The sequence below is a fragment of the Paenarthrobacter nitroguajacolicus genome, from assembly GCF_051027655.1.
GTDB classification, from domain to species: Bacteria; Actinomycetota; Actinomycetes; order Actinomycetales; family Micrococcaceae; genus Arthrobacter; species Arthrobacter nitroguajacolicus.
Window position 1 is genome coordinate 2803956 of record NZ_CP073234.1, and the last position, 25007, is coordinate 2828962.

Consider the following 25007-nt stretch of genomic DNA (forward strand, 5'->3'; position numbering starts at 1 on the left):
TGCGGATTGCTCCGGAACTACCGGGCACGAATCCTGGACCCGTTGCGTAAGTCGCGGGACTTACTTGGCGAAGTCGCGCTTTTCCTTGATCTTCGCAGCCTTACCGCGCAGTGCGCGCATGTAGTAAAGCTTCGCGCGGCGGACGTCACCCTTGGTGACGACCTCGATCTTGTCGATGATCGGGGAGTGTACCGGGAAGGTACGCTCTACGCCGACACCGAAGGAAACCTTGCGCACGGTGAAGGTTTCGCGAACGCCGTCACCCTGGCGGCCCAGGACGAAGCCCTGGAATACCTGGACACGGGAGTTCTTACCTTCGATGATGTTGACGTGAACCTTGAGGGTGTCGCCCGCGCGGAACTCCGGAACATCGTTACGCAGCGAGGCTGCATCTACGCTATCGAGGATATGCATTAATCCACTCCTGGTGAACGCCACAGGTCATTCACTTTGGGTTACGGCAGACAAGCCCGGGCATGAAAGCAACCGGAAATCTCCGCCGAAGTTTCTTAGTGTCCAGCTCCGCCACTGATTGGCGTCGCCGGGTTGTCCGACTGTTGGCTGAACTCCCCCTGTGGCAGGTGTCAGCCCAGCAGACACAAGGGTTAATTCTGCCATAGTCGCCACCATCCGGCCAACTGCCGTGAGTTCCGAACGTTCGACGGCGGAAAGTGGACTTACTTTTCGGCGTCGCCGGCCGGCCTGGCACGGAGGCGGCCGTCAACGACGTCGTACCCAAGGTCCGCGAGGGCCGTACGGTCCGCGCGACTCAACACACCGGCGTCGAACCCCTCCATAAGATCAGGCCTGCGCTCAGCCGTCCGGCGAAACTGCTCGTGGCGCCGCCACTGTGCAATCTTGCCGTGGTTACCGCTGAGGAGGATCGGGGGGACGTCGTGTTCCCGCCATGCCGACGGTTTGGTGTACACGGGATACTCCAGGAGGCCATCGGAGTGGGACTCCTCTACCAAGGACTCGGGGTTACCAACCACGCCGGGAAGGAGGCGGCCAATGGCCTCGACCATGGCCAATACGGCCACTTCTCCGCCGTTGAGGACGTAGTCACCGAGACTTACGGGCCGGACCGTGAAGTGTTCCTGCGCCCAATCGATGACTCGCTCGTCGATGCCTTCGTAGCGTCCGCAGGCGAAGACCAGCTGCTCTTCTTCGGCTAGCTCATAGGCCAAGGCCTGGTTGAACTTCTCCCCTGCCGGCGAAGGGACAATCAGCACCGGCTTGGAGCCTTCGCGCGCTGCGGCAACCGATTCAAGGGCCTGCGCCCATGGCTCCGGTTTCATGACCATTCCAGCGCCGCCACCATACGGCGTGTCATCTACAGTCCGATGCTTGTCCGTGGTGAAGGTGCGTAGATCGTGGACGTTGAGCTCCAACAACCCGTCCTGGCGGGCCTTGCCGATGAGCGAAAGCTCGAGCGGGGCGAGGTACTCAGGAAATATGCTGACGACATCGATCCTCATTCAGGCATCATCCCCGGCGTCGTCCGTGGGCTCCTTGAGGTTCTCGTCGTTGATCTCAAAGAGCCCCGTGGGCGGGGTGATAAGGATGTACCCACCCTCGACGTTGACCTCCGGCACAATTTCCTCGACGAAGGGAACCAGGATTTCCTTGCCGTTGTCGGCCTTGACCGTCAACAGATCCTGAACGGGCAGCGTGGTGAGGGCGGCAACCTTGCCCACCACTTGAGAACCTACCCGGGCCTCCAGGCCAACGAGCTCGTGCTCGTACCAGCCCTCATCATCGTCTTCGTCGTCGAGTTCCTCGGTTTCGATGAAGAGCTTCGCCCCACGGATGACCTCGGCGGCATTGCGGTCCGCAATTTCTTCGAAGCCAAGCAGGAGGATGTCCTTGTTCCACCTGGCACTGCGGATGGTCAAAGGTCCAGCGGAGGCGGGCTCAACGACGAACTCCGTTCCGGCGACGAAGCGCTCGGAGGGGGCATCGGTGAGTACCTGCACCGTAACCTCGCCGCGGATGCCATGGGGTTTGCCGATCCGGGCCACCTGGAGCTGCATGGGTTCCTCTGAATTCTTGTAGTGTCCGCGCAACCGGGCGGCAACGGACAGGTAAATGTGGATAAAGCAATCCGGCCCCTCCACCATATTCGGTGAAGGGGCCGGATCTAAGACAAGTATTGCTGAGCGCGTTACCGGCGACGGTCGGTGTCGACGACGTCGACCCTGACCTGCTCGCCACCAGCCAAGGCTGCAACCACAGTGCGCAATGCGCGTGCGGTGCGTCCCTGACGGCCGATCACCCGTCCGAGGTCCTCCTGGTGAACACGCACCTCGAGGGATTCCCCGCGGCGGTTGTTCTTGGCACTGACCTTGACATCCTCAGGGCTGTCAACGATCCCACGGACCAAGTGCTCGAGCGCTTCTGCCAGCAACTTACTCAGCCTCGGTGGTCTCTGCTTCAGCCTCGGCCGGAGCTTCGGCTTCGTCCTTCTTGGCCTTCTTGGTGATGGCTTCCGGAATGATGACGGAACCCTTCTCCGGGGCTACGAAGGCTTCCTTCGGAGCTTTGGTCTTCAGGGTGCCTTCCTGGCCCGGCAGGCCCTTGAACTTCTGCCAGTCACCGGTGATCTTGAGAATCGCGGCAACCTGCTCGGTGGGCTGGGCGCCAACGGAAAGCCAGTACTGGGCGCGCTCGGAAGCGACCTCGATGTACGACGGCTCTTCGGTGGGGTGGTACTTGCCGATTTCTTCAATGGCACGGCCATCGCGCTTGGCGCGGGCATCCATGACGACAATGCGGTAGTACGGTGCGCGCATCTTACCGAAGCGCTTAAGGCGAATCTTTACGGCCACTTTTGTGGTCACTCCTGTTTCTGAAACGAGGTGAACCCGACGTTTTGCACCCGTGGGGCGGGCCATACTTGACGGTTCGAAGGACAAGATACGAGCACGGAGAGAGGGGCCGCACCGATCGAGTACCTGTCTATTGTGCCAGATGCCCGGAGCAAATACGACTCAGCCCACGCCGAGCGGTGTGTTCTTGCCCACTCCCCCGAATAAAACGTGCCGCGTGGTCCGCGTCAATGCATCATTCAGACCAGACGAAGAGTCCGGAGCGTTCCGCCTTTTCGACGTCCGTGGCGAGGGCAGCCAACTGCTGGACGTACTGGCGCGATCGGGCTGCATCAAACGGCATATCGTCCTGCGCGGCCCAGGCAGCAGCCACGTCATCAAGGACGTTCGCGTCGCCTTCGCTTTCATAGGTGAGCAGTTCGGCCAGCGCCCTCACCATGGCTTCAGGAACCCCGAGAAGGGCATCACTGGTGACATCAACCAGGGCGAGCTCATAGTCAGCTCCGGCGGCGTGGACAGCTTGTCCTGCGAGGTCGCCCAACTGTTCGACCTCGAAGTCGGTGATTCCCTCAATCCTCACGGCGGGGCCGGTTACATCGGCACCCTTTTCGAGGGCAGCTGCCCGCTTGAGTGCTTCATCGTGGGTGGCTACAAAAATTTCGGCAAAGCCCATGGAGAGTACTCTCATTCCTTCGTGCTGACGGGGCGGCGGCGCGAATCCGAATGGCTCCGTGCCGTCACTGCCCAGCCTAGTGCAGGAGAAGCGGCCAGCTGCTAGCGGACGGCAACCCGCAGCTTGTTCCGCCAAGGGTCCTCGAACTGAAGCTCAGCCCCGGTGTGCTGATGCTGCACTCCTGCAACCTTCAGACGATCCGCCAACGCTGCGACGTCGTCACTTCCGGGCACTTCGATCAGAACCTCCCCGAGTCCGAGCGTGTCCTTTCGGGGGCCGGCACCGCGGCTGTTCCAGACGTTCATGGCCATGTGATGGTGGTAGCCGCCGGCGGAAACGAACAACGCCTGGCCATGCCAGCCTGCGGTCCGCTCGAAGCCGAGGGTCTCCACATAGAACTTTTGCGCAGTTTCGACGTCACCCACCTGCAGGTGCACGTGCCCGATCCCGGCAGCGGCCTCGCGTTGACCCGTCACGGCAGCTTCACTCAGGTGCTGCTGGAGGAAGCGCTGCGGGGGCAAGGCCACATTGTCTATCACAACGTTGCTGCCGTCCCACTGCCAGAGCTCACGCGGCTTGTCGTAGTAAAGCTCAATTCCGTTGCCTTCGGGGTCAGTGAAGTAGAACGCTTCGCTCACCAGGTGGTCGGCGCTGCCTGCGAAAGCACGAGGTTCGTACTCCGCCGCCGTAGCAATAGTCGCGGCCAGCGACGGCTGATCCTGGAACAGGATTGCTGTGTGGAACAGACCGGCCTCTCCCCGCCCGGGAATCTGCAGTCCCGCGGCGGGGGCAAGGTGGACAACGGGCTTGGCTACGCGTCCGAGGTACAGGCCACCATCCTGCTCAGCCACGACTTCCAGGCCAAGTGCTCGCTGATAGTAGTCGCTCATGACCTTCATGTCGCCCACCTTGAGCATGACGGTGCCCATGGTGAGTTCGGCAGGCAGAAGATCCTGGCTGAATGATGAGGTCATGTGAAGCTCCCGGTTCTGAGGTGGCCGCGCATCGGCACCTTCTTACCTATCTAAATTACTTGAAGCTTCAATTTATTCCTAACGAACGACATTACCCCTGAGCACGACATGTTTGAGCGCCGCGATGGTACCCGGATGACGGCGCGGATCGTCACTGCACAGCACGACGTCGGCACTTGCGCCTTCGCTGATGCCCTCGACTCCCAGCCACTCACGGGCGCCCCAGGCGGCGGCGTGCAGGACCGCCGCCGGCGGAAGGCCGGCGTCGTGGAGTTCCATCATTTCGTCCGCAATCCTGCCGTGTTTGATCACGCTACCGGCGTCAGTACCGGCATAGACGGAAACCCCCGCTTCGAAGGCCTCCAGCACACGCTCGCGACGACGCTCCCAGAGACGCATCATGTGGTCCGCGTACTCCGGAAACTTCGGCGCTGCCTGGGCTGCGATATCCGGGAAGGTAGCGATGTTGACCAGGGTGGGGACGATGGGCACTGACTGTTCCACCAAACGGGGAAGGTGCCGCGGAAGGAGTCCGGTGGCGTGCTCTATGCAGTCGATATTGGCGTCGAGCATGTCATCGATGGTGTCCTCACCGAAACAATGCGCGGTGACCCTTGCTCCCTCATCATGGGCCGCGGAAATGGCTTCCTTGACGGTCTTCGCGGGGAACGAGGCAGCGAGGTCTCCAACGCCGCGATCGATCCAGTCGCCCACAAGTTTTACCCAGCCATCTCCGTCACGGGCTTCCTTTCGGACCGTTTCCACTAGTTCCCGCGGCTCAATTTCATGACCCAAACCGCGAAGATAACGCCGACTCCGGGCGATATGCCGACCCGACCTGATCAGTCGCGGCAGGTCCGTTCGTTGCTGCACCCAGCGGGTGTCGGCGGGCGATCCGCAATCGCGGATCAGCAGCGTTCCGGCGTCGAGGTCTGCTTGGGCCTGGGCGAGCGTTGCCTGTTCATTCACCGCTCCTCCAAGGCCGAGTCCGATGTGACAGTGGGCATCAACCAAACCTGGCAGGACCCAGCCATCCAATATCCTGTCCGGCGTCGCACCGGGACGCTCAAACGTCAGTATGCCGTCTACGGACCACAGCCCATGGCGCTCTTCGACTGCCGATACGAGCGCAGGTCCGCTGAATTCGATGATGTTGGCCATGGCAAAAGCGTAGCGGGGGCGGCGTGTTGGAGCCTGGTGCCTGCATGTGACTGGGAGCCCGTCGGGAGCTGTGGTAGCTTCGTCTACGACCACACGGGGGCCCCTGCAGGGGCTGAGATCGGACTGACGCAGTCTGCGACCGTTGAACCTGTCCGGGTAATGCCGGCGAAGGAAGTGAGTATTCCCTTGAGCACCACAGAAACACAGCACAGCCCTGCCCAAAACCAGACGAATACTGTCCAAAATACGGCGGAAACTGTAACGCAATCCCTGAAGTCCCATTCGTTGGCTTGGCTGGAAGACCCAGGTAACGGCATACGGGTCCCCGTCACGGAGATCGCCTTGGAGCCTTCTCCCAATGGGCAAGCAAACAAACCTCTGCAGGTATACCGAACAGCGGGCCCCGGAAGCGATCCCGTGGTGGGCCTGGAGCCTTTCCGTGCACCATGGATCGAATCCCGCGGAGACACGGAGGCTTATTCGGGGCGGGAAAGGAACCTGCTCGACGACGGTAAGTCCGCGGTTCGGCGTGGAGCCGCGTCAGCGGAGTGGAAGGGTGCGCAACCGGTGCCGCGCCGCGCCGTCGCGGGTAAGACCGTCACGCAAATGCACTACGCGAAACAAGGCGTCGTGACTCCGGAGATGCAGTTCGTTGCGTTGCGGGAGAACTGTGACGTTGAGCTGGTCCGCAGCGAAGTCGCCGCGGGAAGGGCGATTATTCCGAACAACATCAACCACCCTGAATCCGAGCCGATGATCATTGGCAAGGCATTCTTGGTCAAGATCAACGCCAACATCGGCAACTCGGCAGTCACCAGCTCCATTGCAGAGGAAGTGGACAAACTGCAGTGGGCAGCCCAGTGGGGCGCTGACACGGTGATGGACCTCTCCACCGGAGATGACATCCACACCACTCGCGAGTGGATCATCCGCAACTCGCCCGTTCCGATCGGAACAGTGCCTATTTACCAGGCACTTGAGAAGGTAAACGGGGAGGCCAACCAGCTGACGTGGGAGATCTTCCGCGATACGGTGATCGAGCAATGCGAGCAGGGTGTGGACTACATGACCATTCACGCTGGCGTCCTGCTGAGGTACGTGCCCTTGACCGCCAACCGCGTCACGGGCATCGTTTCCCGCGGCGGATCGATTATGGCCGGATGGTGCCTGGCACACCACCAGGAGAACTTTCTCTACACGCACTTTGACGAGTTGTGCGAAATCTTCGCCAAATACGATGTCGCGTTCTCCCTGGGTGACGGTCTCCGCCCGGGTTCCATCGCCGACGCCAACGACGCCGCGCAGTTCGCCGAGCTTGATACGCTCGCGGAGCTGACGCAGCGGGCGTGGGAATTCGACGTGCAGGTCATGGTGGAGGGACCCGGGCACATTCCCTTCCATCTGGTGCGGGAAAATGTGGAGCGTCAGCAGGAACTCTGCAAGGGTGCGCCGTTCTACACGTTGGGGCCGTTGGTTACCGATATCGCCCCCGGCTATGACCACATCACGTCAGCAATCGGCGCCACGGAGATTGCCCGCTACGGCACGGCGATGCTCTGCTACGTGACCCCCAAGGAGCATCTGGGGCTCCCCAACAAGGACGACGTCAAGACGGGGGTCATCACGTATAAGATCGCGGCTCACGCAGCTGACCTCGCCAAAGGACATCCGGGGGCCCATGAGCGTGATGATGCTCTTTCCAAGGCACGGTTCGAGTTCCGCTGGAGGGACCAGTTCGCTTTGTCCCTTGACCCGGTCACGGCAGAATCCTTCCATGACGAGACCCTGCCCGCCGAACCAGCGAAGACCGCGCATTTCTGCTCCATGTGCGGCCCCAAGTTCTGTTCGATGCGCATCAGCCAGGACATCCGTGACGAGTATGGTTCGGCAGAGTCGCAGGCCGCAATCGCCGGGATGTACAGCGGGATGCGGGAAAAGAGCGAGGAGTTCCTGGCCTCCGGCGGAAAGGTCTACCTGCCGGAACTTCAGGTCCCAACGAACTTAAACGGAAGCAGTTCAGGAAGCCTGAGCTGACATGGCTCGTCCGACGTCCGCGATGAATGAGCGGATTGCCTGATCGCCATCAACTGAATCCTGGGGCCGGTGTCCACCCGCTGCGACGCGGCGGAGGGCGCCGGTCTCCTGGAGATAGCCGGCGATTTCCTCGTACAAGGGCTCCCAACCGCCAGTGAGAACCAGCGTGGGAACGCCCGGCACAATGTGAAGCGGAGCTTCCCATGGCGGTGCTTGGAGCCGGAGCCTGTGTGCTGACCGCCGCGCCTCCGGAGTGTCCAGTCCGCCGGTCTCGGCGGAGAAAGCACGCCGGTAAAACTCACGCTGGTAATCGGCGTCGTTGAGCTGGTTTCGCACGTCGAACAGCGGCTCCATGAGGGCCCGATAGGAAGCAGTCGCCGGAAGCTCAGCGGTCAGGGACAAACAGGACGGCTCTACCAAGCAAAGTGAGTGCACCAAGTCCGGGCGCTCGACGGCTGCCAGCATGGCGGATATTGCACCTTGTTCATGGGCAACGATGTGACCGCCGCCGGAATCGACCAACGCATTGATCAGTATTGCGACGTCCGCCGCCACGTTGGATTCCACCGGTTCGGCCATAGCGTCAAAGCCGTGCCGCCGAAGGAAGAGTGCATCATAAGCAAGGGCCATGCCATGCTGCTTCGGCCATGCCGCAGCACCGAAACTTCCCAGGCCATGGACGAAGACTACGCGCTGCTTATGCATTGGTTCAGCCTATTCCACGGCTCTGACATCCCAACTGCGACGCGGTTGGGATGTCAGCCACGGACTACTTGCCCAGGAACTTGTCGAAGCCCTTGGGGAGGTTGAGCGATGAGGGATCGAAGTCTGCTGTGCCTTGGCCGAAAGCCGCGCCTGTGGGGGCTGCCGAGGCTGCATTTGCCCGCTTGGCTTCGGCATCCCGCAGCTCTTGGGCTGCCTTGGCAGGGTTGCCCGAGCGCGCCTTCTTCTTGGGAGCGTTCTTGCCGCCCTTGCGTCCGCCGCCGGGGCCGCCAAGGCCAGGCATCCCGGGCATACCCGGCATGCCACCGCCCTGAGCGAGCTTCTTCATCATCTTCTGGGCCTGGGCGAACCGCTCCAGCAGGCCGTTGACCTCAGACACGTGCACACCGGAACCCCTGGCGATACGTGCGCGGCGTGAACCATTGATGATCTTCGGAGCCACACGCTCGTGCGGAGTCATGGAGCGGACAATCGCCTCGACGCGGTCGATCTCTTTTTCGTCGAAGTTCTCCAGTTGCTGCCGGATGTTTTGCGCACCCGGCATCATCATGAGCATCTTCTTCATGGAGCCCATGTTGCGGATCTGCTGCATCTGGGCGAGGAAGTCGTCCAGGGTGAAGTCTTCCTGGTCAGCGAACTTCTTCGCCATCCGGGCGGCTTCGTCCTTGTCCCACGCCTTCTCAGCCTGTTCGATCAGGGTGAGGACGTCACCCATGTCCAGGATGCGGGAGGCCATGCGGTCCGGGTGGAACAGTTCGAAATCGTCCAGGCCTTCACCGGTGGACGCGAACATGACCGGCTTACCGGTCACGGACGCTACAGAAAGCGCGGCACCACCGCGGGCGTCGCCGTCGAGCTTGGAGAGCACGATACCCGTGAAGTTGACGCCTTCATCAAACGCCATCGCCGTGTTGACGGCATCCTGGCCAATCATTGAGTCGATGACAAAAAGGACTTCGTTGGGGATGATCGCCTGACGGATGCGGCGGGCCTGATCCATCATCTCGGCGTCGACGCCAAGGCGGCCGGCGGTGTCAACGATCACGACGTCGTGCAGCTTCTGGCGCGCTTCCTCGACGCCGGCCTTGGCTACGGCTACCGGGTCACCGGCAGGGTGCTCGAGCTCGGACGTAGCACCGGGGTGCGGAGCGAATACGGGGACGCCCGCGCGCTGACCAACAACCTGGAGCTGGGTCACTGCATTGGGTCGCTGAAGGTCACATGCCACCAGCATGGGGCTGTGGCCCTGGGCCTTGAGCCACTTGGACAGCTTGCCGGCGAGGGTGGTCTTACCGGCACCTTGGAGGCCGGCAAGCATGATGATGGTGGGACCGGTCTTGGCCAGGCGGATGCGGCGGGTTTCGCCACCGAGGATCTCCTTGAGTTCCTCGTTGACGATCTTCACGATCTGCTGGCTCGGGTTCAGTGCTCCCGAGACTTCGGCACCCAACGCACGTTCGCGGATACGGCCAGTGAACTCGCGGACCACGGATACGGCAACGTCCGCATCCAACAAGGCACGGCGAATCTCGCGAACGGTGGCATCGACATCAGCCTCGGTGAGGCGGCCCTTGCCACGAAGGTTCTTGAAGGTTGCTGTCAACCGGTCAGAGAGTGAATTGAACACGCGCCGTGCACTTCTTTCGATGGTCTACGAATGGCGGCCAATACGGCACGCCATAGTCTTGACGATTCTTGCCCCGGCAAATATGTCTCAACTACGGGACTCGACTATCTAGGGTACCAAGTCGCACCTGCAAGATGGCATGCTGGCACAGTGACCAGCAAAACAACTGTAAAAACGTTGCTCATCCTCGGCGCGTCCGGGGACCTGACAGGCAGGCTGCTCCTGCCCGGACTTGCCGGACTCCTGGCTTCCGGCCGGGCGCCCGGACTTCGGCTGGTCGGGGCGGGTTCCGACCTTTGGTCCCCTGAACAGTGGCAGGAACGGGTTCATGGCGCCTTTGCTGCGGCGTCGGATGCAGCCGACGCAGGAGCCCGCGCTGCTCTGGCTGCTGTAGCCGCAGCAACCGAATACCATCAGCTCGACGTCACGGCAGACGGGCCTCTGGCGGAGCTGCTGGCCAGGTTGGAGGGCCCGATTGCCATCTACTTCGCCCTGCCGCCGCACATCAGCCAGAAGGCCTGCGAGGTTCTCCACAAGGATCAGCTGCCCGCGGGAACACGCTTGGTGATGGAGAAGCCATTCGGTTCGGGAACAGAATCTGCGCATGAGCTGAACAAGACGCTGGCCGCACTGGTGCCCGAGGACCACATCCACCGCGTGGACCATTTCCTGGGCAAAGCCACGGTGCTCAACATCCTGGGACTTCGTTTCGCCAACAGGTTCCTGGAACCGGTGTGGAACCGCGATCACATCGAGAAAGTGGAAGTCATCTTTGACGAGGACCTGGCACTTGAGGGCCGCGCCCGGTACTACGACACTGCCGGGGCCCTCCGCGACATGATCCAGAGCCACCTCCTGCACATCATGGCTTTCCTGGCCATCGACGCGCCGGCCACCATCGAAGAACGGGACCTGCGCGACGCCGTGGCGACGGTCCTGCGAGCCAGCAGCATCAAAGCCCCGTACACCGATTCCACACGCCGGGCCCGATACACCACGGGAACCCTCGGAGAACGAACGGTGCCGGATTACGCTGCCGAGGAAGGCGTGGACCCGGCCCGCAACACTGAAACCCTTGCAGAGGTCCGGGTGGACATCGACAACTGGCGTTGGAAGGGTGTCCCGTTCATCCTTCGCTCCGGCAAAGCCATGGGACGCCGACGCAAGGAGGCCGTGATCACCTTCCGTCCTGTCCCCCACCTGCCCAAAGGATTTTCGGGCGTGGACTCCCCCAACCAGCTGCGGATCGGTTTCGGTCCGGACGTGCTCCAACTCGACGTCGATGTGAACGGCCCCGGCGACATCTTCACGCTGGACCGCGCTAGTTTGGTGACCCAGCTCAACGCAGCCGGAATGCTGCCTTATGGAGAGGTGCTGGAGGGCCTCCTCAACGGCGACCCGTTGTTGTCCGTTCGGGGCGATACCGCCGAAGACTGCTGGCGGATCATCGAGCCTGCTCTTCGCGCTTGGGAGGGCGGCGACGTCCCGCTTCAGGAGTACGACGCCGGCAGCGCCGGGCCGGCGGACTGGCCCACCGTCGTCGAGGACTAAAGAAGGTGTAAAGGAGAGTCACCGCCAACACGGCAAGCGGGCCGGGTACCTTGAACTGGTACCCGGCCCGCTGTGTGTTGACTGAAGGACTTAGATTGCGGCTGCGCCGCGCTCCCCGGTCCTGACCCGGACTGCTTCGTAGACATCCACGGTCCACACCTTGCCGTCACCGGCGCGGCCCGTGTTTGAGCTGGCGATGAGGACATCCAGGATGTCGTCTGCCTGCTCATCCGTGGCCAGGACCTCGATGCGGATCTTGGGCAGCAGGTCAACGTTGTATTCGGCTCCGCGATACACCTCCGTGTAGCCGCGCTGACGGCCGTAGCCACTGGCCGCGCTGACCGTCAGGCCCTGGACCCCGTACGACTCGAGGCCTTCCCGGACTGCTTCAAGCTTTTCGGGACGGACGATCGCTGTAATGAGCTTCATGCCTGGACACTCTCCTTGCCTTCTGCGGGGGTCTTGGCTGCGGCGGGGTCGGACTTTCCAGTCACTGCATTGTGCAGCGGCTGGAAGCTCCCACCGTGGCCATTGACGCCGAACTCGTATGCCGTCTCAGCGTGGAGGCTGAGGTCGACGCCAACGTTCTCCTGCTCCGTGGAGACCCTGAAGCCCATGGTCTTGTGGATGGCGAAGGCAATGATGGCGGTCATGATGGCGGAGAAAGCGATGGCGATGCCGGCCGCTGCGAGCTGTGCCCACATCTGCGTCATGCCGCCGCCGTAGAAGAGGCCGCCACCGACTCCGTCAGTGGACTTGGCGATGAAGCCAAGGGCCACGGTGCCGATAATGCCGGAGACGAGGTGGACGCCAACTACGTCCAAGGAGTCATCGAAGCCCCAACGGAACTTCAGGCCAACTGCCAGGGCAGAGGCAACGCCTGCAACTACGCCCAGGCCGAGGGCGCCAATGGGATCTACGTTTGCGCAGGCCGGGGTGATGGCTACAAGCCCGGCTACAACACCGGACGCTGCGCCGAGCGACGTCGGGTGGCCGTCACGAATGCGTTCGGTGATGAGCCAGCCGATCATGGCTGCTGCAGGGGCTGCCAGGGTGTTGATCCAGATCAGGCCCGCCTGTTCCGCGGTGGTTGCAGCGCCGCCGTTGAAACCGAACCAGCCGAACCAGAGAATCGCAGCGCCGAGCATCACGAACGGGATGTTATGGGGGCGGTGGTTCGGGTCCTTGCCGAATCCGCGGCGGTTACCGATGATGAGGACCAGAACGAGGGCCGCGACACCCGCGTTGATGTGGACTACGGTGCCGCCGGCAAAGTCGATGGCCGGGCCGAGGACCTTGCCAATGGCGCCTTCGGGACCGAACAGGCCGCCGCCCCAGACCATGTAGGCCAGCGGGCAGTAAACCAGGGTGACCCAGACCGGAACGAAGATGCTCCAGGCGCCGAACTTGGCGCGGTCTGCGATTGCGCCGCTGATAAGGGCGACGGTGATGATGGCGAAGGTGGCTGCGTAGCCGATCTTGATCATCGCGTCCGGCGTGGTTTCAACTCCGGCAAGACCGAAGGCAGCAAAGGGGTTACCCACAATCTGCATGAAACCTTCACCGGAGCTCATGGAAGCGCCCCACAGCACCCAGACGACGCCCACGATGCCGATGGAGATGAAGCTCATCATCATCATGTTCAGGGCTGCTTTGGCGCGTGTCATGCCGCCGTAGAAAAATGCCAGACCAGGTGTCATGAACAGCACAAGCGCCGCCGCCACCATGACCCATACGTGACCTGCGGTAAGTTCCATGGTGCACGTTCCTCTCTTGCTAGATCTGCGGTTCAACCGCTGTCCTGACGCCGTTTGCGTCCTGCTTAAGAGTTTTGTGCCGCCGTGTTTCACCTGCGCAGGTTTTACATTGCGGGCTCGTTACAACAACCTCCCCAACGTAAATGGTGCATATCCCCGGTGTTACGGATATGTTTCAGGCGTCGGACTTCACCGGAAATAGCCGGTTTTGGACCACACGCACCTCGATATCCCGGAAGTAACACCAGAAATCCCACCAGAAGGACCAGCACCGTATGACCGAGTCGCCCAGATCCGTCAAAGCCCCAAGGATCAGGCCGGATAAGGCTCCCCTTCCGCGCGACATCAAGGTGATGTTGGCTGCAGCGTTCCTGATCGCCCTGGGCTTTGGCTTGGTGGCCCCCGTACTGCCGCAGTTCGCTACGACGTTCGATGTTGGTGCCACGGCCGCCGCGGTGATCGTCAGCATCTTCGCGTTCATGCGGTTGGTCTTCGCCCCTGCAGGCGGCGCCTTGATTGGACGGTTCGGTGAGCGGAACGTCTACGTCACCGGTTTGTTGATCGTGGCCGTCTCCACCGCGGCATGCGCTTTCGCGCAGGACTATTGGCAACTACTGATCTTCCGGGGCCTCGGAGGGGCCGGCTCTGTGATGTTCACCGTTGCCGCCATGGGACTGCTCATCCGCCTCGCACCGCCCGAGCGTCGGGGCCGCGTGTCCGGGGCTTACGCCTCCGCATTCCTGATCGGAAGCGTCCTGGGTCCGGTCGTGGGCGGTTTGCTGGCAGGCTTCGGCCTCCGGGTACCGTTCCTTGCCTACGCAGGAGCCTTGTTGGTGGCGGCCTTGGTGGTGCACACCATGCTCAGCGGAGAAGGCAACGCAGCAGAGAACGCTACACCTGCCCCGGCCATGACGCTCAAGGAAGCCCTGGCGGACTCCGCTTACCGCGCCGCCGTATTTTCGAGCTTTGGCAACGGCTGGGTGACCTTCGGCGTCCGAATGGCCACCATCCCGCTGTTCGCCGTGGCCGTCCTGCAGTCAGCGCCCGAGACCGCTGCCTGGGCGCTGGCCATTTTTGCTGTGGGCAACGCCTTGGCGCTGACCTTCAGTGGGCGGCTCGCAGACGCTTGGGGACGTAAGCCCCTGCTCATCCCAGGCTTGCTCATCACGGGCGCAGCCACCGGCGTTATAGGACTCACCACCGACCTGACTGCATTCCTCATCGCATCCGCAGTGGCGGGTTTCGGCTCCGGATTGCTGGGCCCGGCGCAACAAGCCGCCGTCGCGGATGTCATCGGTCGCGGACGCTCGGGAGGGAAAGTACTCGCCATCTTCCAGATGGCGGCCGACACGGGCGCGATTGTCGGTCCGATTGTGGCCGGCTTGCTCGCTGACCGCCTCGGCTACGGATGGGCGTTCGGCATCACCGGAGGAGTGCTCATCCTCACCGCAGTGGCATGGCTGCCGGCGCGCGAACCCTCAAAGCACTCCCCCTCCGGTGACGACGTTAGTTGAGCAGTGCGTCCACGAAGCTCTCGGCGTCAAACGGTGCGAGGTCGTCCGGGCCTTCACCCAAGCCAATGAGCTTCACCGGGACGCCCAGTGACTTTTGGATGGCCACGACGATGCCGCCCTTGGCGGTTCCATCCAGTTTGGTCAGCACGATGCCGGTGATGTTCACCACCTCCGCGAAGACGCGGGCCTGGTTGAGGCCGTTCTGCCCGGTGGTGGCGTCCAGGACCAGCAGGACTTCATCAACTTCGGCCAGCTTCTCAATAACACGCTTGACCTTGCCAAGCTCATCCATCAAACCGGTCTTGTTCTGCAGGCGTCCTGCGGTGTCAACCATGACCACATCGACTTCCTGATCGATACCGGCCTTCACGGCTTCGTAGGCCACGGACGCGGGATCGGCGCCGTCGATGTCGGACTTGACCGTAGGCACACCCACGCGCTGTCCCCAAGTGGCCAACTGCTCCGCAGCAGCTGCGCGGAAAGTATCAGCGGCGCCCAACAGGACATCCTTGTCTTCGGCCACCAGCACACGTGCCAGCTTGCCCACTGTGGTGGTCTTGCCAACGCCGTTCACGCCGACAACCAGCACGACGGCGGGACGGTCAGCTTTGCGCTCGACGTTCAAGGAGCGGTCCATGGAGGGATCGACCAGCTTGATGAGCTCCTCACGGAGCATTGCCTTGACGTCCTCGGGGCTGCGCGTGCCCAGCACCTTGACGCGCTCACGCAGTGCATCGACCAGCTGCATGGTGGGTTCGGTGCCAAGATCGGCCAGGAGGAGGGTCTCCTCCACCTCGTCCCAGACGTTTTCATCGATCTTGTCGCCCGACAGGAGAGCCAGGAGGCCCTTGCCCAGGATGTTGTTGGACTTGATCAAACGCGCGCGGAGGCGGGTGAGCCTGCCTTCCACCGGCGCCGGAGTATCAATCGCGATGGTTTCGAGCCCGGCGGCGTCATCAGGGACATCCGTATCCTCCACGGTCCCGTCGAAGGTCGGGGCCGGAGCGGTCACCGCATCCGGGCGGTCCTCCACAAGGGTTCCGCCGCCTGCTGCTGATGGCTGGACGGGATCGTTCGCGTCGCGTGTTCCGGGGTACTTGGCTCCGGTCTTCCGGGCTTTCATCAGTACCGGCACGAGTCCGCCGACCACTACGAGCGCAGCGAGAATGGACAGAATTATGGGTAGGAAATCGTTCACTCCCCTACCTTCTCATAAAGCTATGCCCCGGCACCGAGCCTCTGGCTGATGACCGTAGAGACGCCGTCGCCCCTCATGGTGACTCCGTAAAGCGCATCCGCCACTTCCATGGTGCGCTTCTGGTGGGTGATCACGATCAACTGGCTGGACTCGCGCAGTTCCTCGAAGATGGTGATGAGCCTGCCCAGGTTGGTATCGTCCAACGCCGCCTCCACCTCGTCCATGACATAGAACGGTGAGGGCCGGGCTTTGAAGATGGCCACCAGCAGCGCCACTGCCGTGAGTGAGCGCTCCCCGCCGGAGAGCAGCGAAAGCCTCTTGATTTTCTTTCCCGCAGGCCGGGCTTCTACTTCAATTCCCGTGTTCAGCATGTCGTCAGGGTCCGTGAGCACCAACCTGCCCTCACCACCAGGAAAGAGCCGGGCAAAGACGTGGTCGAACTGGGCGGAAGTATCAGCAAAAGCCTCAGTGAATACCTGCTGGACACGGTTGTCCACCTCTTTGATGATGTCCAGCAGGTCTTTGCGGCTGGATTTCAAGTCCTCGAGTTGCGAGCTAAGGAACTGATGCCGTTCTTCCAGGGCGGCGAACTCTTCCAACGCGAGCGGGTTTACTTTGCCCAGCGCCGCGAGTTCCCGCTCGGCCTTTTTGAGCCTCTTCTCCTGTTCCGCCCGGACGAACGGAACTCCCTCAATGATGGCCTCGCCATTCTCATCAACGGGCGCCCGCAGTTCAGCCCACTTATCGGTGGTGGTTCCAGGAGTCAACGGAACCGGTTGATCGGGACCATAATCTGCGATGAGTTGTTCAGCGGAGAGGCCCAGTTCTTCGATGGACCGCGTCTCCAGGGCCTCGATACGGAGCCGCTGCTGTGTCCGGGCCATCTCGTCCCGGTGGACGGAATCGGTAAGTTGGGCAAGCTCCCGGGCCAAGGCATCGTTACCAGTGCGGACCTCGGTGAGTTCCTTCTCCAGCTGCTCCCGCTTTTGCTCGGCAAGGTCACGATCATAGCCCGCCAAGTCCACCGAAATATCGATGAACCGGAGGGTCTGCTCCACCGCTGACGCGACTGCCGCGGCACGCTGGGCCTGGGCGCGTCGGCGTTGGGCCCGGCGGGCGGCTTCTTCACGGGCGCGGCGTTCTGTCGCTGCTGCCCGCTCCAGCGATGCAGCCCTGTTGCTGATGGCCCCCACTTGCTCCTCGGACGTGCGGAGGGCAAGGCGGGCCTCCGTTTCTTGTGCCCGGGCGGTTCTGGCCTTGGCAGCGAGTTCGTCCCGTTGGTCGGTGGACGGTTCCTCGTCCGGAGCTTCCTGGGCCGCGGCGAGGCGCTCCGCCGCAACTTCGAGGTCCAGTTGAGCATCGGCGATGTTGGCTTCAGCCTTGGCCATGGAAGCAGCGAGCCGTTCGCTTTCTCCAACAGCACTGCGAAGAACCGAATTAAGGTGACCCAAGCGCTCGGCTACCGCCGCAAGCCGGGCGTCCGATTCGTGCAGCCTCTCCAACGCGGCATCGGCGCGGTCCTGCGCCTCAGCGCGGCGGGACTGGGCCCCGGCCAGGGCGAAGCGTCCACGTTCCAGACGGGCCGTGACCTCCTGAAGCCGGGCAACGGCGTCGTCAACTGCTGCCTGGACCTCAAGCAGCGACGGCGCGTTGGCCGATCCTCCTGTAATGGTCAGGGAGGTCAGGATGTCACCTTCCCGGGTGACGGCCCTGAGGTCGGGATGTTCCGCGATGAAGGCTGCCGCCGCCTCCAGATCATCGACGACGGCGGTCCGGGCCAAGAGCCCGAGCGCGCCTTGGGCAGCGGGATCAGCAATCTTGACAACATCCGCTGCCCAGCGGCTGCCACCGGGAAGCGCGGGGTTGGCACGGCTTTCTGCATCGACAGCGGTACCGCCGGCTAGAAGCAATGCTGCCCGCCCGCCGTCGTTATCCTTCAACAATCCAATGGCTGCTAAAGCAATATCCCTATCGGCAACCACCAAGGCATCGGAGGCACTCCCCAAGGCGGCAGCTATGGCGGCCTCGTATCCCGGCTCGATGGAAACCAGCGCGGCCAAAGGTCCAAGCACGCCATCGGCCGTGAGGAGACTTGCGGACCCGTCCTTGCGGTTGAGCCCAAGCTGAAGGGCATCGCGACGTGCCGTCAGCGCGTCCCGCTCACGGACAGCTTCCCGCTCAGATGCTTTGAGCTCCTCGATTTCCGCGAGGACTGCGTCCAGGACGTCATTGGCATCCTCATAGTCAGCGTCAAGGCTCTCTTCGCCATCCTCGACACCGGCCACTTGCGACTCGAGGGCAGTGAACTCGCTCTGGGCCTTGCGGCGCCGTTCATCACCTGCAGCGAGAGATTCCCTGAGGCGACCACGTTCGGCCTCGGCAGCTTCAGCCCGGGACCTGGCCGCGGCCACCTGGCCTGCCAATCTGGCCAGCCCTTCCCGACGGTCGGCGGCTGCCCTCAGCATGGCCGTCAAGCGTTTGTCTTCCGCAGCTGCGAGCGCTTCGGCCGAGTCCTTGGCAACTGTGGCCTCCAGGAGTGCCGCTTGCTTTGCAAGGATGTCGTGCTCAAGGGCAGCCTGTTCCTCACGGACCCTGGCGGCTTGGCGTTCGAGTTGCTCGGGGTCGCGTCCTGTGTCCGGGCTGACCTCCGAGGAACCCAAGAGCCTCCTGCGCTCGGTGGCCAGTGATCCGAGCGAGCGGAGTCGTTCCCTGTTTGCTGAGAGCTGGTACCAATGGTCGCGTGCTGCGTTGAGTCGCGGTGTGGCTTCGGTGGCCTGTTGCTCCAAGGCAGCTTGGCGCCGCCTCCCCGCACCCAGCTCCGCTTCAACCACCTGGCGGCGCTCCTTGAGCGCCGCTTCGTCGGCGACGTCCTTTTCAAGGGTTGTGGTCAGTTGCACGAGGTCGTCAGCTAAAAGTCGTGCGCGGGCATCACGGACATCGAACTGGACTGTTTGGGCACGGCGGGCTATTTCTGCCTGCTTGCCCAAGGGGGTTAGTTGCCGCCGTATCTCTGCCGTGAGGTCACCGAGCCGTGCGAGGTTGGCCTGCATTGCTTCCAGCTTGCGGACAGTCTTTTCCTTGCGGCGGCGGTGCTTAAGGATGCCTGCGGCTTCTTCGATGAAGCCGCGGCGGTCCTCAGGGGTGGCATGGAGTACGCGGTCCAGCTGGCCTTGTCCGACGATGACGTGCATCTCGCGGCCGAGGCCGGAATCGGAGAGGAGTTCCTGGATGTCCAGTAGCCTGCAGGGTGCGCCGTTAATGGCGTACTCGGACCCACCCGTACGGAAGAGGGTCCGGGAGATGGTGACTTCGCTGTACTCGATGGGGAGTGCGTTGTCCGCATTGTCGATTGTCAGGGCTACATGGGCTCGGCCCAGCGGAGGCCGGCCTGAGGTACCTGCGAAGATGACGTCTTCCATCTTGCCGCCGCGGAGGGTTTTTGCGCCCTGCTCTCCCATGACCCAGGCCAAGGCATCCACCACATTGGATTTGCCCGAGCCGTTGGGACCGACGACGGCAGTGACGCCCGGCTCAAAGTCGAAGGTCGTGGCCGACGCAAACGACTTGAATCCTCGGACAGTCAAACTTTTCAGGTGCAAGGCGCTTCGGTTCTCCTGGGTGGCCCGGGTGTCTGTATCCACTAAATCTACTGCGGTTTGTGCGAAATCCGCGGATCTGAAGGCGTAAGCCCTTGCGGGCGGCAAGCCACGCCCCTACACTCCTGCCAAGGGTTACTTGGCGGATTCGTTCCTGTGATCCGGCTTCGGCTTGAACTTCTGTTCGGTCTTTGCCGGATCCGGTCCCGATCTTCGGAACATCCATCCGTGATAATCCTGTATTTCATAACTGAAGATCTTGGTTTGACCCTGGCTGGGGAGCGGCAAGCAGGGGCTGCGCTTAATGCGTGGCCCCGTCTTAGCAATCGGCGTACCACTCCAGGAGTTCTCATGCCCGGTCCTTCAGCTACCCAACCGCAGCGGGTCTTCAAAGGGTTTCTTGTGCCCTTGGTGCTTGCCATGGTGGCAGCCCTGCTGCCTCTTACAGCACCAGCAGCCGTTGCGGCAGGGCCCTGCGACCCCGTGGTTAACCCTGTGGTCTGCGAGAACTCCAAACCAGGCAGCCCCCCATCGGAGTGGGACATCCTTGGAGCCGGGGATGACAGCATTCAAGGCTTCTCGACCGAGATCAGCGTCAATGCCGGCCAGCCCATCCGCTTTAAGGTGGCCACGAATGCGCCGAGCTACACCATAGCGATCTACCGCACAGGTTGGTACGGCGGCAACGGAGCGCGCAAGATCGCGGATGTTGTGCCATCGGTCTTGCGCCAGAACCAACCTGCCTGCCGGAGCGACCTCGCCACGGAGCTGTACGACTGCGGCACGTGGGGTGTGTCGGCAACGTGGCAAGTACCGGCAACAGCAGTGTCCGGTGTTTACGTTGCCCTGCTGACAAGGCCTGATACTGGCGGCCAAAGCCACATAACGTTCGTTGTCCGTCAAGACGCCAGCCACTCGGACGTGGTCTTCCAAACCAGTGACACCACATGGCAGGCCTACAACACTTACGGAGGCTCCAGCTTCTATGAGGGCGGTGACAATGGCAGGGCCTACAAGATCAGTTACAACCGGCCCATGAACAGCCGCGGCGGGCCCGATGGCAGGGACTTTTACTTCGCCAACGAGTACCCGATGGTCCGCTTCCTGGAGCAAAACGGCTATGACGTCAGCTACATCAGCGGGCTCGACACCGACCGCAGCGGGAGTTTGCTGCTCAATCACAAAGTGTTCCTGTCCGTGGGGCACGATGAATACTGGTCCGGCCCACAGCGCGCCAACGTTGCAGCGGCACGCGATGCGGGCGTCAACCTGCAGTTCTTGTCCGGCAACGAGATGTATTGGAGGACCCGTTTCGAACCCTCAATCGTGGATGGCGCTGCCGGGCGCACGCTGACCTCCTACAAGGAGACGTGGTCCAACGGCAAGATCGACCCCAGCCCGCAGTGGACAGGCACCTGGCGGGACCCGCGTTTCGCGTCACAGGCCAATGGCGGCGGACTCCCGGAGAACGGGCTGACTGGAACCCTGTACATGTCCAACTACTCCGACCTTCCCGTGACCGTCAGCTCCGAGGAAGGCAAGACGCGGCTATGGCGTAATACCACTCTGGCTTCCCTGCCGGCGGGCTCGTCGGCGGCATTGGCTCCGCACACCGTGGGGTATGAGTCAAATGAGGACATCGACAACGGCTTCCGTCCGGCGGGCCTCATCCGCCTGTCCACAACGGTAGGCAGCGTAGCTGAATATCTGCAGGACTACGGGAACACGGTGAAGCCCGGAACCACCACCCATAACGTCACGCTGTATCGCGCTGCGAGCGGTGCCCTGGTGTTCTCAGCCGGCAGCGTGCAGTGGACCTGGGGCCTGGATCAGGAACACGACGGCAACGGGGCTCCGGCTGACCCGAGGATGCGCCAAGCCCAAGTCAACCTTCTTGCCGACATGGGGGCGCAGCCGGCTTCGCGGGCAGCAGGCCTTGTGGCCGCGGCCGCCAGCAGCGATCGGACAGCGCCGACGGTTGCTGTTACCGCCCCGGCCAATGGGGCCACCATCCCCCATGGCAGCAAAGTCACAGTAAGCGGCACCGCAGCCGACACCGGCGGCGTGGTTGCCGGCGTCGAGGTTTCCACGGACGGCGGCAGCACTTGGCACCCCGCCGCGGGCAAGCAGAACTGGACCTACAGTTACATCCAGCAGGGCCTGGCGAATGCCACCATCCAGGTTCGGGCGATTGACGACAGCGCCAACATTGGAACTCCGACCACCCGCAACCTCGTACTGAGCGGACCGTACAGTGTGTTCGGCCAAACGGTTCCCGCGATCCAGGACTCCGGTGATGGGGGCGCCTACGAAATGGGACTGCGTTTCACTCCCACAGTGGATGGCTTCATCACCGGCGTCCGCTTCTACAAGAGCACCGCAAACACAGGAACGCATACGGGCTCACTCTGGAGCTCCTCCGGCGAGCGCCTGGCCACCGCCACATTCAGCAATGAGACTGCCAGCGGTTGGCAGAGCACGCTGTTCAGCCAACCTGTAGCGGTCGCCGCCGGGCAAAAGTACACGGTCTCGTATTGGGCTCCACGGGGGCACTATGCCACCAAGGACTTCCAGTGGGTGAGCTTCGGGTCCACTGCTGCCCCGCTGACGGTTGCGGGGGGCTTTGGCGCTGAACCCGCGGGTGTTTACAGCACCTCCCAGAGCTTCCCGACCACCAGCTTCAACGGCGGCAACTACTTCGCCGACGCCATCTTCAGCACCGTTGACAATTCCCCAATGACGGTGTCCGGGCACTCCCCGATCCCATCGTCGTCAAGCGTCGCGGTCTCCACGAAGGTCAGCGCGGTGTTCTCCAAGCCGGTCACCGCCGCCAGCGTCCAGTTGACGCTGCGGTCTGCTTCCGGTCCCGTGGCCGGCACCACGACCTACGACGCTGCTACCCGCCGCGCCACGTTCACTCCGACGTCGCAGTTGGCCTTCAGTACGCAGTACACGGCGACTCTTGCCGGTACCGACACGGTAGGCGGCCAGGTAACCTCAGGCGGCACTTGGACGTTCACCACAGCGTCCACGGTGCCGGTTCCCGGTTCCTGCCCCTGCAGTCTTTACGATGACAGTGTGACGCCAGGGATTGCCGAGATCCGTGATGGCGTTCCGCTGACATTGGGTGTGCGGTTCTCGAGTGTTTCGGCAGGCGAGGTCACCGGCATCCGGTTCTACAAGTCAGCCGGCAACACGGGCACGCACACGGGCGCCCTCTACACGGCCACGGGCCAGCAGCTGGCAACAGTTACCTTCGCCAACGAGAGCAGCTCCGGCTGGCAGACCGCAATGTTCAGCCAGCCCGTCCAGATTGCGGCGAACACGGAATATATTGCGTCCTACAAGTCACCCACGGGCGCCTACTCGGCCACGTCCAACGGCTTTGGGTCCGGCATGAGCGTTGGACCCCTGCGGACTGTGTCGGACGCGGGCGCGTACACGTACAGTGGCGATTTCCCGGGTTCGCGGTCGTCCGCCAGCTACTTGGTGGACGTGGTGGTCATGGTTTCGGCGCCACCGTTCACGGTCGGCGGTCATAACCCGATCCCGAACGCCTCCAGCGTCCCACTGAACTCGACCGTGAGCGCAGTCCTTTCCGAGGCCGCAGTTGCCTCAAGCGTTACTCTGTCCCTCAAGACCGCCGCCGGCGTTGCGGTTTCAGGAACCACCGCCTACGACACGGCAACGCGCAAGGTCACGTTCACTCCGGCGGCCCCCTTGGCGGCCGGTACAACGTACACGGCAACGGTGACTGCGACGGCGACGTCCGGACAACCGATGTCGTCCGGTGGTACCTGGCAGTTCACCACTGTCCCGCCCGCCGGCACGCCTGGTTCGTGCCCCTGCACCCTGTACGAGGACACGGTGACGCCGACCACTGTCGAAGTCAATGATGGAGTCCCTTTGACGTTGGGCGTCCGGTTCAGCAGTGACACCGCCGGCCAGGTGACCGGCGTGCGCTTCTACAAGTCCGCCGGGAACACCGGAACCCACACCGGCTACCTGTACACGTCGGCCGGCCAGGTTTTGGCTACCGTCACCTTCACCAATGAATCCAGCACCGGCTGGCAGACGGCCACCTTCAGCCAACCGGTGAACATCCAGGCTGATACGGAGTACGTGGCCGCCTACAAGACGCCTACAGGTAAGTACTCATACACGGCCGGAGGATTCGGAGAAGGCTTCACCCGGGGGCCGCTGAAGACCGAGCCGGATTCCGGGTCTTACTCCTACAGCGGGGATTTCCCGAATACCGCATCCACGGCAAGCTACCTCGTGGATTTGGTATTTACCGTAGCGGCACCGCCACTGAGCGTGGTGGCACAGGTGCCGGCACCCGGTGCAACGGCCATTCCGACTGACGTGAAACCGTCCATCACGTTCTCCACGGCCATAAAACCCGGTGCCTCGTTCACCTTGACCGCGAACGGCTCGTCCGTCGCCGGGACGGCTGCCTTGTCCGCCGACGCGAAGACCATTACCTTCACGCCGACGGCTGCACTGCCGGCCAACACTGCGATTTCCGCCAGCGTCTCAGGTGTGGCAACTCCACAAGGGCAGACGCTGCCCCCGAGCAATTGGCAATTCACCACGGCCGCCCCAACCATGCAACAATCCACGATCTTTGGATCGCTGGTGCCACAGGTGGCCGCAAACTCCGACTTCCTATCTGTGGAACTCGGTACTGCCTTCACTGTCTCCCAAGCGGGAAATGTGACCGGCATCCGCTTCTACAAGGGGACCGGTAACACCGGAACCCATGTGGGCTCACTCTGGAATGCGGCCGGCACCCGCCTGGCTCAAGTAACCTTCACCAACGAGACGGCAACGGGCTGGCAGACCGCCACCCTGGCCACACCAGTGGCACTGGCGACAGGCCAAACCTACGTCGTGTCCTACCGGGCGCCGAACGGCCGCTACTCCTCAACGCAGGGCTTCTTCAACCAGACGTGGACGAGCGGAGTCTTTACGGCCACTGGCCCGAACAATGGCCGTTACCGGTACGGATCCGGCGGTGTGATGCCAACCAACTCCTGGAACGCCACGAACTACTTCGTTGACGTCGTGTACTCCACGGCGGCGCCGGCCCAGCAGCAGGCTGCACCTTCAGCCACAGCTACTCCGACTGCCACCGCCACGGCAACGCCGTCACCAACAGCGACGGCGACTCCGACGGCGACGGCGACCGCCACACCCAGTCCGACGCCGAGTCCGACGCCCAGTCCCACGCAAACCGGCGGGCTTCTCTGCGGGTTGCTGCGGGCCTGCTGACGGCCGGCCGTAAACGGCGACTTCCGCTGGTGTCCGACCCCCGAACTCCGGGCCGGGCGCCAGCGGTTCCACGTACCAGCCAATTCTGAGCCCACTA

At 62.7% G+C, this 25007-nt stretch carries 18 protein-coding genes and 1 riboswitch; of the genes, 4 read left to right on the plus strand and 14 right to left on the minus strand.

Annotation, left to right across the window (positions count from 1 at the left end):
- Window positions 1–60: 60 nt before the first annotated feature.
- The 8 genes from rplS to KCX59_RS13380 form a co-directional block, all read right to left on the minus strand.
- Entirely contained in the window at window positions 61–414 is a 354-nt protein-coding gene (gene rplS / locus KCX59_RS13345) for a 50S ribosomal protein L19 (RefSeq protein ID WP_014922079.1), read from the minus strand.
- Window positions 415–677: 263 nt separating this feature from the next.
- The gene (trmD, locus tag KCX59_RS13350; RefSeq protein WP_179017244.1) at window positions 678–1478 is read right to left on the minus strand and encodes a tRNA (guanosine(37)-N1)-methyltransferase TrmD; all 801 of its coding nucleotides are present in this window, start codon (window positions 1476–1478) and stop codon (window positions 678–680) included.
- A complete protein-coding gene (gene rimM, locus KCX59_RS13355) occupies window positions 1479–2033 on the minus strand; it encodes a ribosome maturation factor RimM (protein WP_179017243.1) in 555 nt (184 codons plus the stop codon).
- Window positions 2034–2164: 131 nt separating this feature from the next.
- Window positions 2165–2407 carry an RNA-binding protein gene (locus KCX59_RS13360; RefSeq protein WP_011775119.1) on the minus strand — a complete coding sequence of 81 codons (243 nt, stop codon included), beginning with the start codon at window positions 2405–2407 and terminating at the stop codon, window positions 2165–2167.
- Between the two features lies 1 nt (window position 2408).
- Window positions 2409–2828: a 30S ribosomal protein S16 gene (rpsP, locus tag KCX59_RS13365; protein WP_017199647.1), complete on the minus strand. Its 420-nt coding sequence runs from the start codon at window positions 2826–2828 to the stop codon at window positions 2409–2411.
- A gap of 235 nt (window positions 2829–3063) precedes the next feature.
- Complete coding sequence (locus KCX59_RS13370; RefSeq protein ID WP_256870802.1) at window positions 3064–3501, minus strand: hypothetical protein; 438 nt, start codon at window positions 3499–3501, stop codon at window positions 3064–3066.
- 101 nt (window positions 3502–3602) lie between these two features.
- Entirely contained in the window at window positions 3603–4475 is an 873-nt protein-coding gene (locus tag KCX59_RS13375) for a VOC family protein (RefSeq protein ID WP_179017242.1), read from the minus strand.
- 78 nt (window positions 4476–4553) lie between these two features.
- Window positions 4554–5636, minus strand: a complete 1083-nt coding sequence (locus KCX59_RS13380) for an amidohydrolase family protein (RefSeq protein WP_179017241.1) — start codon at window positions 5634–5636, stop codon at window positions 4554–4556.
- Window positions 5637–5719: 83 nt separating this feature from the next.
- Window positions 5720–5827, plus strand: a riboswitch (TPP riboswitch).
- On the opposite strand from KCX59_RS13380, the gene thiC reads away from it, so the two are divergent.
- The gene (thiC, locus tag KCX59_RS13385) at window positions 5823–7670 is read left to right on the plus strand and encodes a phosphomethylpyrimidine synthase ThiC (protein ID WP_179017240.1); all 1848 of its coding nucleotides are present in this window, start codon (window positions 5823–5825) and stop codon (window positions 7668–7670) included. It overlaps the preceding riboswitch by 5 nt.
- On the opposite strand, the gene KCX59_RS13390 is transcribed toward thiC, so the two are convergent.
- Window positions 7653–8375 (minus strand): alpha/beta fold hydrolase, encoded by a 723-nt coding sequence (locus tag KCX59_RS13390; protein WP_054808948.1) that lies wholly within the window; start codon window positions 8373–8375, stop codon window positions 7653–7655. The genes thiC and KCX59_RS13390 overlap by 18 nt on opposite strands.
- A gap of 64 nt (window positions 8376–8439) precedes the next feature.
- Window positions 8440–10020, minus strand: a complete 1581-nt coding sequence (ffh, locus tag KCX59_RS13395) for a signal recognition particle protein (RefSeq protein ID WP_178996734.1) — start codon at window positions 10018–10020, stop codon at window positions 8440–8442.
- 30 nt (window positions 10021–10050) lie between these two features.
- Here ffh and KCX59_RS13400 point away from each other — a divergent pair, with 30 nt between their 5' ends.
- Window positions 10051–11571 (plus strand): glucose-6-phosphate dehydrogenase, encoded by a 1521-nt coding sequence (locus tag KCX59_RS13400; protein ID WP_179017239.1) that lies wholly within the window; start codon window positions 10051–10053, stop codon window positions 11569–11571.
- A gap of 90 nt (window positions 11572–11661) precedes the next feature.
- Here the strand turns inward: KCX59_RS13400 and KCX59_RS13405 are convergent, their stop codons facing one another.
- Window positions 11662–12000, minus strand: coding sequence for a P-II family nitrogen regulator (locus tag KCX59_RS13405; RefSeq protein ID WP_011775128.1), 339 nt, complete (start codon window positions 11998–12000; stop codon window positions 11662–11664).
- Entirely contained in the window at window positions 11997–13328 is a 1332-nt protein-coding gene (locus tag KCX59_RS13410) for an ammonium transporter (RefSeq protein ID WP_179017238.1), read from the minus strand. Before KCX59_RS13410 ends, KCX59_RS13405 begins: the two co-directional genes overlap by 4 nt.
- Window positions 13329–13603: 275 nt before the next feature.
- Here KCX59_RS13410 and KCX59_RS13415 point away from each other — a divergent pair, with 275 nt between their 5' ends.
- Window positions 13604–14842: an MFS transporter gene (locus KCX59_RS13415; RefSeq protein ID WP_179017237.1), complete on the plus strand. Its 1239-nt coding sequence runs from the start codon at window positions 13604–13606 to the stop codon at window positions 14840–14842.
- On the opposite strand, the gene ftsY is transcribed toward KCX59_RS13415, so the two are convergent.
- Entirely contained in the window at window positions 14835–16040 is a 1206-nt protein-coding gene (gene ftsY / locus KCX59_RS13420) for a signal recognition particle-docking protein FtsY (protein ID WP_179017236.1), read from the minus strand. The genes KCX59_RS13415 and ftsY overlap by 8 nt on opposite strands.
- Before the next feature lie 20 nt (window positions 16041–16060).
- The gene (gene smc, locus KCX59_RS13425) at window positions 16061–19639 is read right to left on the minus strand and encodes a chromosome segregation protein SMC (RefSeq protein ID WP_179017268.1); all 3579 of its coding nucleotides are present in this window, start codon (window positions 19637–19639) and stop codon (window positions 16061–16063) included.
- A gap of 348 nt (window positions 19640–19987) precedes the next feature.
- Here smc and KCX59_RS13430 point away from each other — a divergent pair, with 348 nt between their 5' ends.
- Window positions 19988–24910: a DUF4082 domain-containing protein gene (locus KCX59_RS13430; protein ID WP_179017235.1), complete on the plus strand. Its 4923-nt coding sequence runs from the start codon at window positions 19988–19990 to the stop codon at window positions 24908–24910.
- Window positions 24911–25007 lie beyond the last annotated feature (97 nt).

Bases quoted from the DNA above. Each gene is read 5' to 3' on its own strand.
- rplS (WP_014922079.1), bottom strand. From the start codon at position 414: ATGCATATCCTCGATAGCGTAGATGCAGCCTCGCTGCGTAACGATGTT.
- trmD (WP_179017244.1), bottom strand. From the start codon at position 1,478: ATGAGGATCGATGTCGTCAGCATATTTCCTGAGTACCTCGCCCCGCTC.
- rimM (WP_179017243.1), bottom strand. From the start codon at position 2,033: ATGCAGCTCCAGGTGGCCCGGATCGGCAAACCCCATGGCATCCGCGGC.
- KCX59_RS13370 (WP_256870802.1), bottom strand. From the start codon at position 3,501: ATGGGCTTTGCCGAAATTTTTGTAGCCACCCACGATGAAGCACTCAAG.
- KCX59_RS13375 (WP_179017242.1), bottom strand. From the start codon at position 4,475: ATGACCTCATCATTCAGCCAGGATCTTCTGCCTGCCGAACTCACCATG.
- KCX59_RS13380 (WP_179017241.1), bottom strand. From the start codon at position 5,636: ATGGCCAACATCATCGAATTCAGCGGACCTGCGCTCGTATCGGCAGTC.
- KCX59_RS13390 (WP_054808948.1), bottom strand. From the start codon at position 8,375: ATGCATAAGCAGCGCGTAGTCTTCGTCCATGGCCTGGGAAGTTTCGGT.
- KCX59_RS13400 (WP_179017239.1), top strand. From the start codon at position 10,051: ATGGCGGCCAATACGGCACGCCATAGTCTTGACGATTCTTGCCCCGGC.
- KCX59_RS13405 (WP_011775128.1), bottom strand. From the start codon at position 12,000: ATGAAGCTCATTACAGCGATCGTCCGTCCCGAAAAGCTTGAAGCAGTC.
- KCX59_RS13410 (WP_179017238.1), bottom strand. From the start codon at position 13,328: ATGGAACTTACCGCAGGTCACGTATGGGTCATGGTGGCGGCGGCGCTT.
- KCX59_RS13415 (WP_179017237.1), top strand. From the start codon at position 13,604: ATGACCGAGTCGCCCAGATCCGTCAAAGCCCCAAGGATCAGGCCGGAT.
- KCX59_RS13430 (WP_179017235.1), top strand. From the start codon at position 19,988: ATGCCCGGTCCTTCAGCTACCCAACCGCAGCGGGTCTTCAAAGGGTTT.